The organism is Plantactinospora sp. A48 (assembly GCF_055793945.1).
Genome location: NZ_JBTIXF010000080.1, coordinates 12026 through 28321 on the forward strand (window position 1 = coordinate 12026; position 16296 = coordinate 28321).

The 16296-nt window shown below is 71.5% G+C and carries 14 protein-coding genes; 12 read left to right on the top strand and 2 right to left on the bottom strand.

Going from position 1 to position 16296, the window contains the following annotated elements:
- Positions 1-87: 87 nt before the first annotated feature.
- Complete coding sequence (locus ACXN5W_RS27325) at positions 88-831, bottom strand: FadR/GntR family transcriptional regulator (protein WP_473161262.1); 744 nt, start codon at positions 829-831, stop codon at positions 88-90.
- A 438-nt stretch (positions 832-1269) separates the two neighbouring features.
- On the opposite strand from ACXN5W_RS27325, the gene ACXN5W_RS27330 reads away from it, so the two are divergent.
- Genes ACXN5W_RS27330 through ACXN5W_RS27345 form a run of 4 tightly spaced genes read left to right on the top strand, consistent with a single transcriptional unit; the run spans position 1270 to position 6455 of the window.
- The gene (locus ACXN5W_RS27330; RefSeq protein ID WP_473161263.1) at positions 1270-2586 is read left to right on the top strand and encodes an ABC transporter substrate-binding protein; all 1317 of its coding nucleotides are present in this window, start codon (positions 1270-1272) and stop codon (positions 2584-2586) included.
- Positions 2583-3530, top strand: coding sequence for a carbohydrate ABC transporter permease (locus tag ACXN5W_RS27335; RefSeq protein ID WP_473161264.1), 948 nt, complete (start codon positions 2583-2585; stop codon positions 3528-3530). Before ACXN5W_RS27330 ends, ACXN5W_RS27335 begins: the two co-directional genes overlap by 4 nt.
- Positions 3520-4473, top strand: coding sequence for a carbohydrate ABC transporter permease (locus ACXN5W_RS27340; RefSeq protein WP_473161265.1), 954 nt, complete (start codon positions 3520-3522; stop codon positions 4471-4473). The genes ACXN5W_RS27335 and ACXN5W_RS27340 overlap by 11 nt, the downstream gene beginning before the upstream one ends.
- Positions 4474-4502: 29 nt before the next feature.
- On the top strand, positions 4503-6455 hold the full coding sequence (locus ACXN5W_RS27345) for a DUF8034 domain-containing protein (protein ID WP_473161266.1): 1953 nt from the start codon (positions 4503-4505) through the stop codon (positions 6453-6455).
- Here the strand turns inward: ACXN5W_RS27345 and pdxR are convergent.
- Positions 6445-7878 (bottom strand): MocR-like pyridoxine biosynthesis transcription factor PdxR, encoded by a 1434-nt coding sequence (gene pdxR, locus ACXN5W_RS27350; RefSeq protein WP_473161267.1) that lies wholly within the window; start codon positions 7876-7878, stop codon positions 6445-6447. The genes ACXN5W_RS27345 and pdxR overlap by 11 nt on opposite strands.
- A gap of 375 nt (positions 7879-8253) precedes the next feature.
- On the opposite strand from pdxR, the gene ACXN5W_RS27355 reads away from it, so the two are divergent.
- From ACXN5W_RS27355 to ACXN5W_RS27390, 8 genes are all read left to right on the top strand, one after another.
- Entirely contained in the window at positions 8254-9717 is a 1464-nt protein-coding gene (locus tag ACXN5W_RS27355; protein WP_473161268.1) for an anthranilate synthase component I family protein, read from the top strand.
- A complete protein-coding gene (locus ACXN5W_RS27360) occupies positions 9714-10322 on the top strand; it encodes an anthranilate synthase component II (protein ID WP_473161269.1) in 609 nt (202 codons plus the stop codon). The genes ACXN5W_RS27355 and ACXN5W_RS27360 overlap by 4 nt, the downstream gene beginning before the upstream one ends.
- A 99-nt stretch (positions 10323-10421) precedes the next feature.
- A complete protein-coding gene (locus ACXN5W_RS27365) occupies positions 10422-11252 on the top strand; it encodes a B3/B4 domain-containing protein (RefSeq protein ID WP_473161270.1) in 831 nt (276 codons plus the stop codon).
- Entirely contained in the window at positions 11249-12484 is a 1236-nt protein-coding gene (locus ACXN5W_RS27370; protein ID WP_473161271.1) for an ATP-grasp domain-containing protein, read from the top strand. The genes ACXN5W_RS27365 and ACXN5W_RS27370 overlap by 4 nt, the downstream gene beginning before the upstream one ends.
- Positions 12475-13695: an MFS transporter gene (locus ACXN5W_RS27375; RefSeq protein ID WP_473161272.1), complete on the top strand. Its 1221-nt coding sequence runs from the start codon at positions 12475-12477 to the stop codon at positions 13693-13695. Before ACXN5W_RS27370 ends, ACXN5W_RS27375 begins: the two co-directional genes overlap by 10 nt.
- A gap of 25 nt (positions 13696-13720) precedes the next feature.
- The gene (locus tag ACXN5W_RS27380; protein ID WP_473161273.1) at positions 13721-15025 is read left to right on the top strand and encodes a TrpB-like pyridoxal phosphate-dependent enzyme; all 1305 of its coding nucleotides are present in this window, start codon (positions 13721-13723) and stop codon (positions 15023-15025) included.
- A 28-nt stretch (positions 15026-15053) separates the two neighbouring features.
- Positions 15054-15782 carry a flavodoxin family protein gene (locus ACXN5W_RS27385; protein ID WP_473161274.1) on the top strand — a complete coding sequence of 243 codons (729 nt, stop codon included), beginning with the start codon at positions 15054-15056 and terminating at the stop codon, positions 15780-15782.
- Positions 15772-16119 carry a cupin domain-containing protein gene (locus tag ACXN5W_RS27390; RefSeq protein WP_473161275.1) on the top strand — a complete coding sequence of 116 codons (348 nt, stop codon included), beginning with the start codon at positions 15772-15774 and terminating at the stop codon, positions 16117-16119. Before ACXN5W_RS27385 ends, ACXN5W_RS27390 begins: the two co-directional genes overlap by 11 nt.
- Positions 16120-16296: the final 177 nt, after the last annotated feature.

Here is a 16296-nt window from a genome sequence, read left to right on the forward strand (position 1 = left end):
GGACTTTACATAGACGCTAGTCAATCAATTGAACGCCGGTGGATCCACCACGACGGGTGGTGCGGCTCGACCGGGAGGCCGCCGGGGTCAGTCGTCCGTGGCGAAGATGCGCTGCTGGATGCCCCTGCGGTAGTCCTCCAGGGTGTTGTCCACGTGGGTGGCCGCGGCCTGGGCGGCGGCCTCCGGATCGCCGGCCCGGATCGCCTGGTAGATGGCGTCGTGCTCCTCGACGGCCTTGGCGGTGTGCCCGCCCACCGATCCGCGCAGTCCGATGATGTTGGACTGGCTCTGCAGCCGGCGGGACTCCCGCACGGCGACCTCGAGGAACATGTTGTGCGAAGCGGTCGCGACGCAGGTGTGGAAGGCGTCGTCGCCGGCGTTGAACAGGTCCTCCTGCCCGGTCTCGAACCCCTGCCGGCAGGTCTCGGCCGCCTTCTCGATGGCGCCCAGCTCGACCGGCGTCGCACGGCGGGCTGCCAGCCGGCTGGTCTCCATCTCCTGAACGCGACGGAACTCGAAGAGCATGTAGACGTGGTCCAGGTCGGTGGGCAGGAAGAAGGACGCCCATCGGCCGGTGCCCAACATCCCCTCGTCGTCGGCGACGTAGAGGCCGCGGCCCTTCTGGGCGCGGACCCGACCGAGCGCGGAGAGGATCTTGACCGCCTCCCGGACCACCGTCCGGCTGCTGCCCAACTGTCGGGCGAGCTCGTTCTCGGTGGGCATCCGGTCGCCGGGCTGCAGGCGTAACCGGGCGATCAGTTCCAGCACCTGTTCGGCGGCCACCTCGTAGCCCGGCCGGTATCCGCCATCCGGGCGCCGGGTCTCGATCACGGTTATTCCCCCTCGCGTTCGCTGAGCAGAGTATGACTTATGGCGAGAGCCCGGCACCAGCCGTAGCCGCTCGTCACCGACAGTCTGCTTGGTAAGAGTCCGCCGTCTGGACTCCCTCGGGGGGCGAGGTTCAAATAGGTAGGCTTAAGGTCTTGACGGATCTCGTTAATCGGGCCGTAATTGGTACCTAACCTCCGACCCTCCCTTCCTGACGGGCCGTTCACCGGCTGAACCCGGAGCCGGTGAGAGGCGCGTCCATCCACCCCCGGTCGTGCCGGCCCGGTCGTGCCGGCATGTTCCTTCGTCGGCTCCGCAACCCATCCCTCGTGGCGCCACTCGCGGCTCCGCGACGTTCATTGGAGAACTACGTTGAGCGATCGGAACCTATTATCCAGATCCAACCGGCGCCTGGGCAGCCGGCACTTGACCCTGGGCGGCGTGGCGGTGGCGCTGGCCGTACTCCTCGCCGGTTGTGGCGGCGGGAGCGGCAGCGGCGGCGGCACCACCGACAAGGACGGCTTCAAGCAGGTCAAGCAGGTCGACGACGGCAAGCTGGTGGTCTGGGTCGACTCCACCCGGGAGACCGCGGCCAAGCTGTACCAGCAGCAGCACCCCGAGCTGAAGATGGACATCGTCAGCTACGACGGGGACGCGAACGGCTCCAACTACCTGCAGACCAAGGTGCAGCTGTTCAACCGGACCGGCAAGGGCTGGCCGGACGTGGTGTTCAGCACGCAGACCAACGAGACGTCCTGGGCCGCCGGTCCCGGGCTGGACTTCGCGGCCCCGCTGAACAAGGGTCTCATCCCACAGTCCACCCTGGACCAGTTCACCAAGGGCGCGATGGACGTCTGCACGGTGGACGGCACCATGTACTGCCTGCGTAACGACCTCGCCCAGGTGGTGCTCTGGTACAACCAGAAGCTGATGGGTGAGTTCGGCTACCAGCTGCCCAAGACCTGGGAGGAGTTCCAGACCCTCGGCGAGCGGGTGGCCAGGGAACACCCCGGGTACACCGTCGGTGACGTGGGCGACGGCTTCGCGCCGCTGATCTACCTGTGGGCCAGCAAGTGCCCGGCCAACCAGGTCACCGGGGCCAAGGCCATCACGGTGAACACCAGCGACCCGCACTGCACCAAGATGGTGACCCTGCTGGACAAGCTGATCCAGGCCAAGGCGATCTCCGCGACCGGCGGCGTGTTCTCGGCCGACTACCTGAAGAACCGGGCCAGCAAGGTGCTGATGATGCCGGGACCGGCATGGTACGGCGGGGCGCTGTTCCAGGGCACCTTCAAGACGCCGGCCGGGCAGATCGCGGCCGCGCCCGCGCTCCAGTGGGGCGACGATCCGACCCCGGCCACCGGCAACGTCGGCGGCGGCACCTGGCTGCTGTCCACCCACTCCGCGCGGCTCAAGGCGGCCACCGACTTCCTGGTCTGGGTCACCACCTCGGATGACTACCAGGGCAAGCAGGCACCCGGCTTCCCGGCGTACGCGCCCGCCGCGAAGACCTGGCTGGCCGGACAGAAGCAGGGCGGCTACTTCGCCAACGACGTGACGGGGCCGCTCACCGAGGCCGCTCCGATCGTCTGGTCCGGCTGGGGCGCCCCGCAGTTCAGCCAGGAGGCCGTCTGGGCCGCCACGGTGTCGCCGGGCCTCAACTCCGGCAAGACCATCACCTCGATGCTGCCGGCCTGGCAGCAGGCCATCGAACAGCACGCCAAGGCCAACGGCTACACGGTCAGCACGTCGTGACCGCACCCGACACCGTTGTTCCCGCCGGGGCCCGCGTTCGCGGGCCCCGGGCCGGGGCGTCCGGCCCGGCCCGGCCGCGCCGCCGGCGCCGCAGCTTGGCGGGGTACGCCTTCGTCGCCGGGTACGTCGTTCTGCTCGCCGCGTACGGGATCGGCCCCACCCTGTACTCGATATACCTGGCGCTGACCGACGTCGACGGCCGGTTCGCCGGACTGACCAACTTCACCCAGATCGCCGAGGACTTCCGCTACACCCCGGCGATCGGGCACGTCGCCGCGTACCTCGCGGCGTGGATGCTGTCGCTGGTGATCATTGTGGTCGGCCTGGCGCTGATGCTGCACCACATCGCGGCCCGGGGGACCAGCCGGGTCCTGCGCTTCGTGTACTACATCCCGGGCGCCCTCGCCGGGGCGGCCAGCGTGCTGGTCTGGCTGTTCATGCTCGACCCGACCACCAGCCCGGTCGGCTTCCTGCTGCGCTGGATCGGGTACGACACCTTCGGCCAGGTGATCGCGCCCGGCCATCTGCCGGTGCTGTTCGCGATCATCGCGTTCTGGACCGGGGCCGGCGGCTGGATCGTGGTGCTGCACGGCGCGCTGAACAACATCTCCGTCGACATCCTCGACGCGGCCCGCATCGACGGCGCCAACGGATGGCAGGTGGCCCGGCGCATCCAACTGCCGCTGCTGCGCAAGTGGATCGCGTACATGCTGATCCTCGCCTTCGCCGGCGGCACGCAACTGTTCGTCGAGCCGCAACTCATCTCCCAGGCCAGTCTGGGCGTGGCGGGGCGGGACTTCTCGCTCAACCAGCTCTCGTACACGTTCGCGTTCCAGATGAACAACGTCAACGGCGCCGCCGCGCTGTCCGTGGAGTTGCTGGTCGTCAGCCTGGTCGCGGCCACCCTGTTCGTCTCCAGATCGAGGCTGTTCCATGCCGACTGAATCCACGTCCCGGCTGTCCGCGCCGGTCGCACCGGTGCCCCAGGCGAGCCCGGCCGGGCGGTCCCGACCGGCCCGCACCCGTCGCCGGGCGCCCAACCCGCTGAACGCGGTGGTCCTCGGGCTGTTCGCCCTGTTCTTCGGGATCCCGGTGGTGTGGCTGCTGCTGGCCGCCACCAAGACCGAGGACCAGCTGGCCCGTGGCCACCCGCTGTCGGTCGGCTCCCTGGGTGGTCTGGTGGACAACTGGCACGCCCTGCTGGCGTACCAGGACCGGGCCATGCTGACCTGGCTGGGCAACTCGGCGCTGTACGCGTTCGGCGCGTTGGTGGTCACCCTGCTGGTCAGCATCCCGGCGGGTTACGCGCTGGCGATGACCCGGTTCGCCGGCCGGCACGCGCTGCTGGTCGTGACGCTGGTCGTCATGCTGATGCCCAACTCCACCCTGGTGCTGCCGATCTTCCTGGAGACCAACGCGTTCCACCTGATCGGCTCGGTGTGGTCGATCATCCTGCCGTTCTCGCTGTACCCGTTCGGGGTGTACCTGACGTACATCTACTTCAACACCAGCGTGCCGCCCGAGCTGCTGGCGGCGGCCCGGATCGACGGCTGCGGCGAGTACAGCGTCTTCACCCGGGTGGCGCTGCCGCTGGCGAAGCCCGTGGTGGCGCTGGTCGGGTTCTTCAGTTTCGTGGGCAACTGGACCAACTTCTTCCTGCCCTACGTGATGTTGCCCGAGGACCACCAGTTCCCGGTCCAGGTCGGCCTCAGCTCGCTGCTGCTCAGTGTGCCGTCGTTCAACCCGACGGTCGGCAACGGCCTGCGGGTCGAGCGTCCGGTGCTCGCGCTGGCAACGTTGCTGGCGATCACCCCCGTCCTCCTGGTGTTCCTCTTCTCCCAGCGGTACCTCATCTCCGGGATGACGGCCGGCGCCGTCAAGGACTGACGTACCAGCAGAAACGGAGACCGTCCCAGATGACCAGCTCAGCCACCGCCGGCGCGGGTACCACCCGCGGCGGCGGCATCCCCACGCTGACCGCCACCGTACCGGTGTTGGAGCCGCCCGCCTGGGCGGTCGCGCAGCGGCACCTGTTCGACCTGCTCGACCACGCCTGGCGCCGGTTCACGGACCAGTACACCGAGCCCGACGGCGCGCTGCGCTACCGCCAGGGCCTGTCCTCGCGGGACGGTTGCGACGACTTCTACGAGCCGTTCTTCAACTGGCCCCAGCTGTACCTGCTGGGCGGGTCCGACGACCTGCTGGCCGCCAGCGAGCGGCACTGGCACGGGGTGACCCGGCAGCTGACCGACCTCGACATGCTGCGGGACGAGTACGAGCGCGGGTACGACTGGTTCCACCAGGGCGAAGCCATGCTCATGCTGTACTTCCTCTGCATGGCCGCGCCCGACCGCTGGCGCGAGCGCGCGGTCCGGTTCGCCGAGCTGTACGTGGATCCGGCCCGGGGCAACTACGACCCGGACCGGCGGATCATCACCCGGGCCCACAACGGCAGCGACCCCGACCGGGTCGGCCTGTTCGACGGCGACTGGTACCCCTGGCTGCCCCAGGAGGAGCGGTCGTACGGGTTCCCGCTGGACTGGCTGCTGCCCCCGGGCGCCAGCCCGGCCCGGGACCAGGATCCGCGGCTCGGCGCGGAGATGGCCCGGCGGATCGGCGAGGGCGACACCGCGATGAACCTCGCGGCGGCCGGGCTGGTGCTCAACGCGCTGATCCTCACCGGCGACGACCGGTACCGCCGGTGGATCCTGGAGTACGTCGGCGCGTGGCGCGAGCGTACCGAGGCGAACGGCGGCATCGTCCCGGACAACGTGGGCCGGGACGGCGTCGTCGGCAGTCAGCTCGACGGCCGGTGGTACGGCGGACACTACGGCTGGACCTGGCCGCACGGCCTCTACAGCGTCGGCCAGGCGGCCCTGGTCGGCGCGCTGGCCGCGGCGGTCGCCAGCGACGACCACGGCTACCTGGACCTCGTGCGCTCCACCCTGGACGCCGTGATCGCCCAGGGCCGGGTGATGCGCTACCGCGACGCGGACTCCAGCACGCCGCTGCGGGGCAACGCCCACCTCGGGCCGGACGTCGACACCCCGACGCTGCTGCTGCCGTTCCGGTACAGCGACCGTGGCTGGTTCGACTTCAACCCGGTCCAGACCAGCGTACCGATGGCGGTGTGGTTCCACACCGGGGCACCGGAGGACCAGGCCCGGCTCGACCGGCTGCGGGCGGCCTCCGGCTACGACTGGCGGACCGTGCGGGCCTTCCGGGACAAGGAGGAGGCCGGCCACGAGGAACCCTGGTACGCCTACCTGCGGGGCGACAACCCGCAGTACCCGGAGCGCGTCCTGGCCATGGCGCAGGGCCAGGTACGTCGCCGGCTGGCCCTCATCGAGCGGTTCCCCGGGCAGGACGTCCCGGAGGAGGACATCCACCTGTGGCAGCAGACCAACCCGGTGGTCACCGAGGCCCTCACGCAGCTCACCTGGGGCGGGCCGCAGGTCGTCTACAACGGCGGTCTGGCCCAGGCCCGGCTGCGCTACTACGACGCCGACGCGCGGCGGCCCGGCCTGCCGCCCTCGGTCGCCGCGCTGGTGTCCCGGATCGATCCGGCGGAGACCGTGGTGGACCTGGTGAACCTCGACCCGACCGGCCGCCGCCGGCTGATCGTGCAGGCCGGTGCCTTCGCCGAGCACACCATCCGGTCCGTCCGGCACACCGCGGCGGTCGACCCGGACTGGTCGGGGAGCTTCTACGCGTACGTGCACCAGCCGATCACCGTCACCACCCGGCGGATCGACTGCGCCGGACCGTGGCTCGCGGTCGACCTGCCGCCCAGCTCGACCATCCGGCTGACGCTGGAGCTGGATCCGAACTCCCGGCCGCCGAGCTACGCCACGCCGTTCACCGACTGAGCGGAGGTCGGGATCCGCCCGGCGACGGTGGGACGGACAGTTCCCGGTAACCCGCGGCGATCCCGGCCATCCCACGGCTCAGGTCGACCGCGCGCATCCCGGCGTAGCCGACCACGAGCGCCGGCGGTCGGTCGTCGTCCCGCAGCGCGTAGTAGCGGCCGCCGCGGACCAGCACCGAGCGGCGCCGGGCGGCCCGTACCAGGGCCTCCTCGGCGTACCGGCGGGGCAGCAAGAGGTACCCCTGGAGTCCTCCGTCGCCGCCCAGCAGGGTGGTGCCGGGCAGGTGCCGGGCGGCGAACTGGCGCACCGTCTGGTGGCGCTTCTGCACCTCCGCGCGCAGCCGCCGCAGGTGGCGGTCGAGGGCGCCGACGTCGATCAGCCGGGCGAGGGTGAGCTGCTCCAGCCCGGAGCAGCCGATGTCCCAGCCCGCCCGGACCCGCTCGATCGGCGTGGCCAGCGCCGGGGGTGTGACCAGCCAGCCGAGGCGCAGCGCCGGGGCCAGCACCTTGCTCACGCTGCCCGCGTAGACGACCCGGTCCGGGGCCAGACTCTGCACCGCCGGCAGCCGGTGCGCCGGGGCCACGAAGGCGGAGTTGAAGTCGTCCTCGACGATGTAGCCGTCCACCGAGCGGGCCCAGCCGACAAGCTGCGCCCGGCGGGCGGCGCTGAGCCGTGCGCCGGTCGGGAACTGGCTGGCCGGCGTGGTGAGTACGGCCCGGACACCGCTGCCGGCCAGCTCGTCGGCCCGGATGCCGTCGCCGTCGACGGAGATCGGCACCGGCCGCAGCCCGGCGTCGGTGATGAACTCCCATTCGCCCGGGTGTCCCGGATCCTCCACCCCCAGCGCGTCGTGACCCAGTTCGCGCAGCACCCGGCAGAGCAGCGCCAGCCCCTGTGCGAACCCGGAGGTGACCATCAACTGCTCCGGCCGGGCCCGTACCCCGCGCACCCGGCCGAGATAACCGGCGAGGGTGTGCCGGACCACCGGCAGACCGGCCGGTGGGGCGTACCCCAGCTCCCGCTGGCCGGCGGAGTTGACGACCGAGGCGGCGCAGCGGAGCCAGTCCTGGCGGGGGAAGCTGGCGACGTCGGAGCCACCGGCCCGCAGGTCCCACACCTCGGCGGCGGCCGTGCGGTCGTCCGGGTGCAGCGCCGAGCCGATCTCGGTGGGCGCCGAGGCCGCCACGGCGGTGCCCGAACCGCGGCGGGAGACGAGGTACCCTTCGGCGCACAGCTGCTCGTACGCCTCGACCACGACGCTGCGGGACACCCCGAGGTCGGTGGCGAGTTGACGGCTCGACGGCACCCGGATGCCGGGGCGCAGCACCCCCTGCTCGATCTGCCGCCGCAGCGCGTTGCGGAGCCGGGCGGCGAGGGTTTCGCGCGTCGCCGTGTCGATCGGCAGGTTGAGATGCCAGACCAAGTGGTCCCCTCCCCGGACATCGAAGTGGTATGGACAGCGCGCCGCGCACTTGGTGAAAGTGTTCCCGGGCCCGCGATCATCCGGCGACGATGAGTGACATCGTCCCGGTCCCGTCCACGGAGGGGCGCGATCGGCGCCGTCCGGTGCCGGCAGACGCGGCGCCTGGGCCCGCCGTGCTGTGGGCCCGCTGACGGGGAGGGGCCCGGTTCGTTGCTTCACGCGGCCTGACCGGCGCCAACGAGGGTGCCGGGACCCGGGCTGGTCGGAGGGGGTTCCACAGTGTCCTCATTGTCTGCCGGCGTGGTACCGGCCCTAACCGGTTCCCATCCCTTGGCGGGGGCACGTACGCCACTGTCGGCCAGCATCCCGGTCACCGTGACCTCGACCCCGTTGCCGGCGATGGATCCGCTGTCGCTCTACACCGCGCTGTCCGAGCGCCACCCGCCGGACGACCGCTACCTGTTCGAAAGCCCCGACGGCCCGGCCCGGGACCGGCACGCGGCGCTGGTGGGCTGGGGACGCCTCGCCGAACTGCGGTTCATCGCCGACCGGCTCGAACTGACCGCCGACGGCCCGCTCGGGGCGGCGCTGGCCGCCGTCGTCACGGCACTGCTCGGCGAACCGACGGACAGCCGGCCCGGCCGGCGGGCCTGGCAGGTGCCGGGACCGGTCGAACTGTGGGCCACCGTGCGGGCCGTGCAGCGGTCGTTCACCGTCGAGACCGAGGTGTCCACCGACGCCTTCGCCTTCGGGTTCCTCACCACCCTGGCCTACGAGGCCGCGCGGGACATGGACGAGCTCGCCATCGACCGGGCGGTCGACGACATCCCCCGCTGCACGCTCGCGCTGTTCCGGCACGCCGTGTGGTGGGACCTGCGGGCCGGCACCGTCCACCTGCTGACCAGCACCGGGCCGCAGCTGCCGGACGAGGCGCCGCCCCCGATCGCGGAGCTGGTCGCCGAACTGCCCGAACGGCACCGGGAGCTGCCGGCCGCGCCGCGACCCGCGGTGGTCCGCGACAACCTGGACGCCGAGACGTTCGCCGCCCGGGTGAAGCAGTGCCTGCGGCACATCGAGGTCGGGGACAGCTACCAGATCCAGATCGGCCACCGGATCGAGGTCGAGACCGATCTCACCCCGCTCCAGGTCTACCAACGGCTGCGGCACCGCAACCCGTCGCCGTACATGTACCTGACGCCCTGGGCCGGGCGGAGCGTGATCGGGGCCAGCCCCGAACTGTTCCTGCGGATCGAGGGCGGTCGGGTGGTGATGCGCCCGATCGCCGGCACCGCGCCCCGGGCCGCCGACCCGAAGACCGACCGGCAGCGGGTGCGGGAGCTGCTGACCAGCGAAAAGGAGCGGGCCGAACACGTCATGCTCGTCGACCTGTGCCGCAACGACATCGGCCGGGTCTGCGAACCGGGGACGCTGTCGGTCGACACGATGCTGGTCGCCGAGCCGTTCACCTACGTACACCACCTGGTCTCCACCGTCTCGGGCCGGCTGGCCGACACCGCCGACGTGTGGGCGGCGATCTGCGCGGCCTTCCCGGCGGGCACCATGACCGGGGCGCCCAAGCTGCGGGCCATGGAGATCATCGACGGGTTGGAGGACGAACCCCGCGGCGTGTACGCCGGGTCGGTCGGCCTGGTCGACGTGCGCGGGTTCGCGGTTCTCGCGCTGTGCATCCGCACCGCCGTCCACGACGGCCGGCGGTACCGCACCCAGGCCTGCGCCGGGGTGGTCGCGGACTCCGTCGCGGCGGCCGAGTGGCGGGAGACGCTGGCCAAGATGAGCGCCACCTACTGGGCGCTCACCGGCGAGGAACTGCTGCCGTGAGGGTCCTGCTGGTGGACGCCTACGACAGCTTCACCCACATCATCGACCAGTACCTGCGCACCCTCGGCGCGCGTACCACGGTGGTCCGTTCCCGGTCCCGTACCGAAGCCGAGCTGGTCGCCCTCGAACCGGACGCGGTGGTCCTCGGTCCCGGGCCGGGGCACCCCGCCGAGTCCGGGCACGTCGAACTCGTCCACGCCTTCGCCGGCACGGTGCCGCTGCTCGGCGTCTGCCTGGGTCACCAGGCCATCGGGCTGGCCTTCGGCGGGACGGTCGCGGTCGCCCGGCACCTGATGCACGGCAAGACCAGCGGGATCGAGCACGACGGCGCGGGGGTCTACCTCGGTGCGGCGGTGCCGCTGACCGTCACCCGGTACCACTCGCTGATCATCGCGGATCCGGTGCCGGCCCCGCTGACGGTCACCGCGCGGTCGTCCGACGACGGCTACGTGATGGGGGTCCGACACCCCCTTCTCGCCGTCGAGGGGGTCCAGTTCCATCCCGAGAGCGTGATGACCGACGACGGGTTGCGGCTGTTCGACAACTTCCTGCGCGGCGCGTCGGCGGCACCGACCGCCGGGCGGCGGGACCGACCCGCCCGGTGATTGGCCTCACCGGACGATGCGGAATTGGCCACAACGGGCAGCCCTCCCGGTGCCTACGGTCGAGTCGACCACTCTGGCCCGAGCCCACCGAGGACCACGATGACCCAGCCCAGTCCCGGCACCGACACCCTGACCGTGCGCATCGACGATCGGGTGTTGGCCGCCGTGCCGGACTACGTCCTCGGCCTGATCGCCGTCCCGATGCTGGAGGTCACACCGGGACACCCGAGCGTCACAGCCCGGCTCACCGCCGCCGAGGACGCGCTGCGCGCGGCGGGTCTGGACCGGGCCGGCGTGGCCGAACTGCCGGGCATCGCGGCGTGGCGGGCGGCGTACCGGTCGGTGGGGGTCAACCCCAACCGGTTCCCGTGCGCCGCCGAGGCGATCAGCCGGCGGGTGGCCAAGGGGGACCGGTTGCCCCGGATCAACACCCTGGTCGACCTCTGCAACGCGGTATCGCTCGGCTCGGGACTGCCGGTCGCCTCCTGCGCGGTCGACGGGATCACCGAACTGACGGTGCGGCCGGCCGACGGCACGGAGACCTACCTGCCGCTCGGCGCGCCCGACGCCCCGGAGCGACCCGAGCCGGGTGAGGTGGTCTACGCGGACGTCGAGGGTCGGGCCCACTCCCGGCGGTGGAACTGGCGGCAGGGCCACCTGATGCGTACCGATCTCGGCCGGCACCGCCTGCTGCTGACCGTCGAGGCCGCGCACCCCGACGGCCGGTCGGCCGTGCGGGACGCCCTGGCCCGGCTGGTCACCGTCCTCGACGAACTGACCGAGCCGACATCCCGGGCCGACCGCCGGCAGGCGGTGCTCGACGCCGCCACCACCAGCGCCGTCCTGCCCGCCGGCGACCCGCGCGCTGTCCTGCCCGCCGGTGGCGTGCCGCTGCACCCCGCCGGCAGTCGGGCGGAGGGCGTGCGATGAGCCGCGCCATCCTGGTCGTCTACCGGCCGGCGGCCGGCCGCTACGCCGCCCAGTTCCGCAGCGTCGTCGCGGCGGCCGGCGAGTCGGGGGTGGCCACCGTGGTGCTGCTGCCGACCGGCCAGCCGGCGCCCGAGGCGGGCGGCCTGCCCTGCTACCACGCCGACCTCGACGACCGGGAGTCCGTCCGCGACGTGGTGACGCGGATCGTGGCCGAGCACCCGGTGGAACGGATCTTCCCGCTCTTCGAGGGCGACGTGCTGACCGCCGCGTTCTGCCGGCGGGACCACGACATCCCCGGCCTCGACCCGGACCAGGCACTGACCTTCCGGGACAAGAACGTGATGCACCGCCGGGCCGTCGAGCTGGGGCTGCCGGTCGCCCGCTCGTGCCGTCCGGACACCATGGGCGCGGTCGCCGAGTTCGCCACCGAGGTCGGCTGGCCGGTGGTGATCAAGCCCTACGCCGGCTGGGCCTGTGGCGACACCCACCGGGTCGATTCGATCGCGGACCTGGCCCGGGTCTGGCCGCTGGTGGCCGACCAACGGCACGACTACCGGGTCGAGGAGTACGTGCGGGGTGCCGAGTACCACGTCGACTCGCTGATGCGCGACGGTCAGGTGGTCTTCGAGCAACTGTCCCGGTACACGTACTCCATCCTGGAGTTCCGCGACGAACCCGGCGGCACCATCTCCCGCAAGCACGGTCTCAGCCCGGCCGAACGCCGGATCCTGGCCGCCAACGCCACGGTGCTGGCCGGGTTCGGGATGCGTACCGGGGTCGCGCACGTGGAGTTCTTCCTCACCGAGGACGGCGAGGTGGTGTTCGGCGAGGCGGGCGCCCGGGCCGGCGGCGGCTCGATCGTGCCGGCGATCCAGGCGGGTCGGGGCATCAACCTGGCCGGGGAGTGGTGCCGGCTGGAACTCGACCCCGGCCACGTCACCGCCGCGCCGCTGGGCCCGGAGATCGGCACCGAGTACCTCACCTGCGCCCGGTACGGCCGGATCACCGCGATCACCGGCGCCGACGAACTGCGCACCCTCGAATCGGTGCTCGACGCGGACGTGTGGAAGGGGGTCGGTGACGTGCTCGCCCCGCCCACCGCCTCCAACGACGTCCTGGGCTGGTACGTCTGCGCGGGGCGCGACTTCGAGGACGTACGGGCCCGGTTCAAGACCATCCGGGACGCCTTCGAGGTACGCACCGAGCCGGTGGGGGACACGCCATGTGGCTGACCCGGTTCCGCGCGTTGCCGCGGCCGCTGCGGATGCTGGTGCTGGCCTCCTTCATCAACCGGGCCGGCACGTTCGTCTTTCCGCTGCTGGCGGTCTACCTGGTGCAGAGCCGGCACCTGGGCGTCGGCCAGGTGGGCGCGCTGATCTCGGTGGGCAGCACCGGCCTGCTCGTGGGCAGCCTGCTCAGCGGTCCGGTCTGCGGTCGGGCCGGCCGCCGCGCCGCGCTGACCACCAGCCTGCTGCTCAACGCGGCCGGCTACCTCGGTCTCGCCACGCTCGACGGTCCACCCTGGACGTACGCGGGGTGGCTGTTCGTGGCGCTGGTCGGGATGGGGATGTTCGCCCCGGCGGCCAACACGCTGATCGCCGACCTCGCCGAGCCGGACGACCGGCCGTTCGCGTACACGGTCAGTTACATCGCCAACAACCTCGGGATGGGCATCGGCCCGCTGCTCGGCGGCGTGGTGGCGGCGTACTCGTACCGGTTGATGTTCGCCGGTGACATCCTGCTCGGGCTGCTCGCGGCCGTCACCATCCGGCTGAACGTACCGGCGGACACCCGGCGCGATCCGACGGTCGCGGGCACCGACGGCACCCGGCGGGCCGCGCTGCTGCGGGACCTGGACGTCGCCGTGCTGGTGCTGATCTCGTTCTGCTACGTGGCACCGCTGATCGGCCTGGAGTACTCGCTGCCGCTGGCCGTCACCACCGTGCTGCACGCCTCGGTGGCGGTGGTGGGCGCGGTCTACACGATCAACAGCCTGGTCGTGGTCACCGTCGGCATGCTGATCGAGAAGCGGATCCGGGCGTACCGGACCCGCACCCTGCTGGTGGTCGCGGGACTGCTCTGGAGCACCGGCATGGCCATCCTGTTCTTCGGCTTCTCGCTGGCCGCCGTGCTGCTGTCCACGGTGGTCTGGACCGTCGGCGAGATCATCGCCTCGGTGGTGGTGCCCACGTACATCGCCGATCAGGTGCCGGAACACCGGGTCGGCGGCTTCATGGCCCTCAACGGCTTCGTGCTCAGCTCCGCCCGGCTGATCGTGCCGATGGGCCTCGGCTTCGTCTGGCAGACCAACGGGCACCGCCCGGTCCTCCTGCTTCTCCTGCTGACCCCGGTGGTCGGCGCGGTCGCGTTCGCGGTGCTGCGGGTGCGACCGACCACCCGGTCCGTGCCGATGCCCGCCGAACCGGCCATCGCCCCACCCTGATCCGCCACCCCTACCGGAAGAGGCCATGACCGCCACCAAGTTCGTCCTACCCGAGAAGGACCTTCCGACCACCTGGTACAACGTGGTCCCCGACCTGCCCAAGGGACTGCCGCCGATGCTGCACCCCGGCACCCGGGAACCGATCACCGAGGCCGATCTCGAACCGCTGTTCGCGGCCGGCCTGATCGCCCAGGAGTTCTCCACCGAGCGCGACGTGGAGATCCCCGGCCAGGTGCTGGACATCTACCGGCAGTGGCGGCCCAGCCCGCTGGTCCGGGCCCGCCGCCTGGAGCAGAGCCTGGGTACGCCGGCCCGGATCTACTACAAGTACGAGGGGGTGAGCCCGGCCGGCAGCCACAAGCCGAACACCGCCGTCCCGCAGGCCTACTACAGCCGGCAGGACGGGGTGCGTCGCCTGACCACGGAGACCGGCGCCGGCCAGTGGGGCAGCTCGCTGTCGATGGCGTGCGCGTACTTCGGCGTCGAGTGCGAGGTCTACATGGTGCGGATCAGCTACGACCAGAAGCCGTACCGGCGGGCCCTGATGCAGACGTACGGCGCGTTCGTGACCGCGAGCCCGAGCGACCGCACCGAGGCCGGGCGGGCGGCGCTCGCCGCCGATCCGGACTCCACCGGAAGCCTCGGACTGGCCATCTCCGAGGCGGTCGAGGCGGCCGCGCGCAGCGGCGGTGCGGCCAAGTACGCCCTTGGTTCGGTCCTCAACCTGGTGCTCATGCACCAGACGATCATCGGCCAGGAGGCACTGCTCCAGCTCGAACAGGCCGAGGACTACCCGGACATCGTGATCGGGGCGGCCGGCGGCGGCTCCAACTTCGCCGGACTGGCCCTGCCGATCCTGCGCCGGCAGTTCGCCGGCGGTCCGACGGTCCGGTTCATCGCGGCCGAGCCGGCCTCCTGCCCGTCCCTGACCCAGGGCCGGTACGACTACGACTTCGGGGACAGCGTCGGCCTCACCCCGCTGGCCAAGATGCACACCCTCGGCCACGATTTCCGGCCGCCCGCCATCCACGCGGGCGGGCTGCGCTACCACGGCATGGCACCGATCATCAGCGCGCTGAAGGACCTCGACCTGATCGAGGCGCGGGCGGTCCCACAGACCTCGTGCTTCGAGGCCGGCGTGCTCTTCGCCCGCACCGAGGGAGTGGTGCCGGCGCCGGAGTCCACCCACGCCATCCGGGTGGCGGTGGACGAGGCGCTGCACTGCCGGGAGACGGGCGAGTCGAAGGCGATCGTCTTCTCGCTCTCCGGGCACGGCCACTTCGACATGCAGGCGTACACCGACTACTTCGCCGGGGCGCTGACGGACTGATCCACGGGCGGGGCGGGCCGGAACGCCCGTGACCACCCGCCGAGCGATGGGGGTGCTCTTGCACAGCGAATCCGCGACCATCCTGGTCATCAACGGATCCGAGCGGGCCGGTGGCAACACCGACGTCGCCGTCGAGTACGCCGGCCGCCTGATCGCGGACCGTGGGGCGACGGCGCGGACGATCCGGCTGCGCGACCACCGGATCGTCCCGTGCGGCCCGTGCGGTGACTGCAACGGCCGGACCCTGCCCTGCCAGTTGGACGACGACGTGCCGGATCTGGTGGCGCAGATGATCCGCGCCGACGGCCTGATCTACGCGGCCCCGGTACACGGGTTCGGGCTCGCCCACCTGATGCAGATCTTCATCGAGCGGGCCGGTGTCGGGTACCTGCGGTTCAACCGGCCGCTGGCCGACAAGGTCGGCGGCATCATCATCACCGGCCGCCGGTACAGCGACTCCTCCGTACACAACCAGATCGTCAACAACCTGCTGCTCAACCGGATGATCCTGGTGGGCAGCGGGTTCCCGGTCCTGTTGCGCAACGCCACCGGTAAACCCGGCCTGGTCGACGCCGAGGGCGTCGACGCGCTGGAGCGGATGGTCCACCGGATGCTCGACATGGTGCAACTGCTCAAACGCCACCAGCGTTTCACGGGCGGCCCGGTGCTGCCGCAACGGGACCACAACGAGCGCGTGCCACGGCCCCGGCGGGCCGAGACCGTACCGAACAAGGGAGACATCGAGAATGTCCACTGAACAGGCGACCGTGCCGGTCGGCATCGACTTCCCGGCCACCGAGTGGCAGCGGTGGGACAAGCCGGGGGCCGAGGGACGGGTCAAGATCGCCTACGTCGGGAAGCAGCGGCTCCGGTTGCTCGAACTGCCTCCCGGCTTCGACGAGCACCAGTGGTGCCTGCGTGGACACACTGGCTACGTCCTCCAGGGCGAGTTCACCATCCACTTCCAGGACCGCTCGGTACCCTGTCGGCCCGGCATGGGTTTCGTCATCCCGGACGGCGAGGAGCACCGGTCCCAGGGCAGCGACGCCGAACCCACAGTGGTCTTCGTGATCGACGAGGTTCCGCAGCCATGAGCGAGCACCGGTCCGATGGTTCCCCGGAGGTCGCTCCCAAGTCGGCCGGCGTGGTCGAGGGTCCCGCGCCGGTTGGTCCGGCGCCGGGGCGGGGGGGGGGGGGGTGGGGGTGTGGTGGGGGGGGCTAAGGGGGGGGGGAGGGTGGGCGAACGGGGTGGGGGGAGGAACCCATCACAC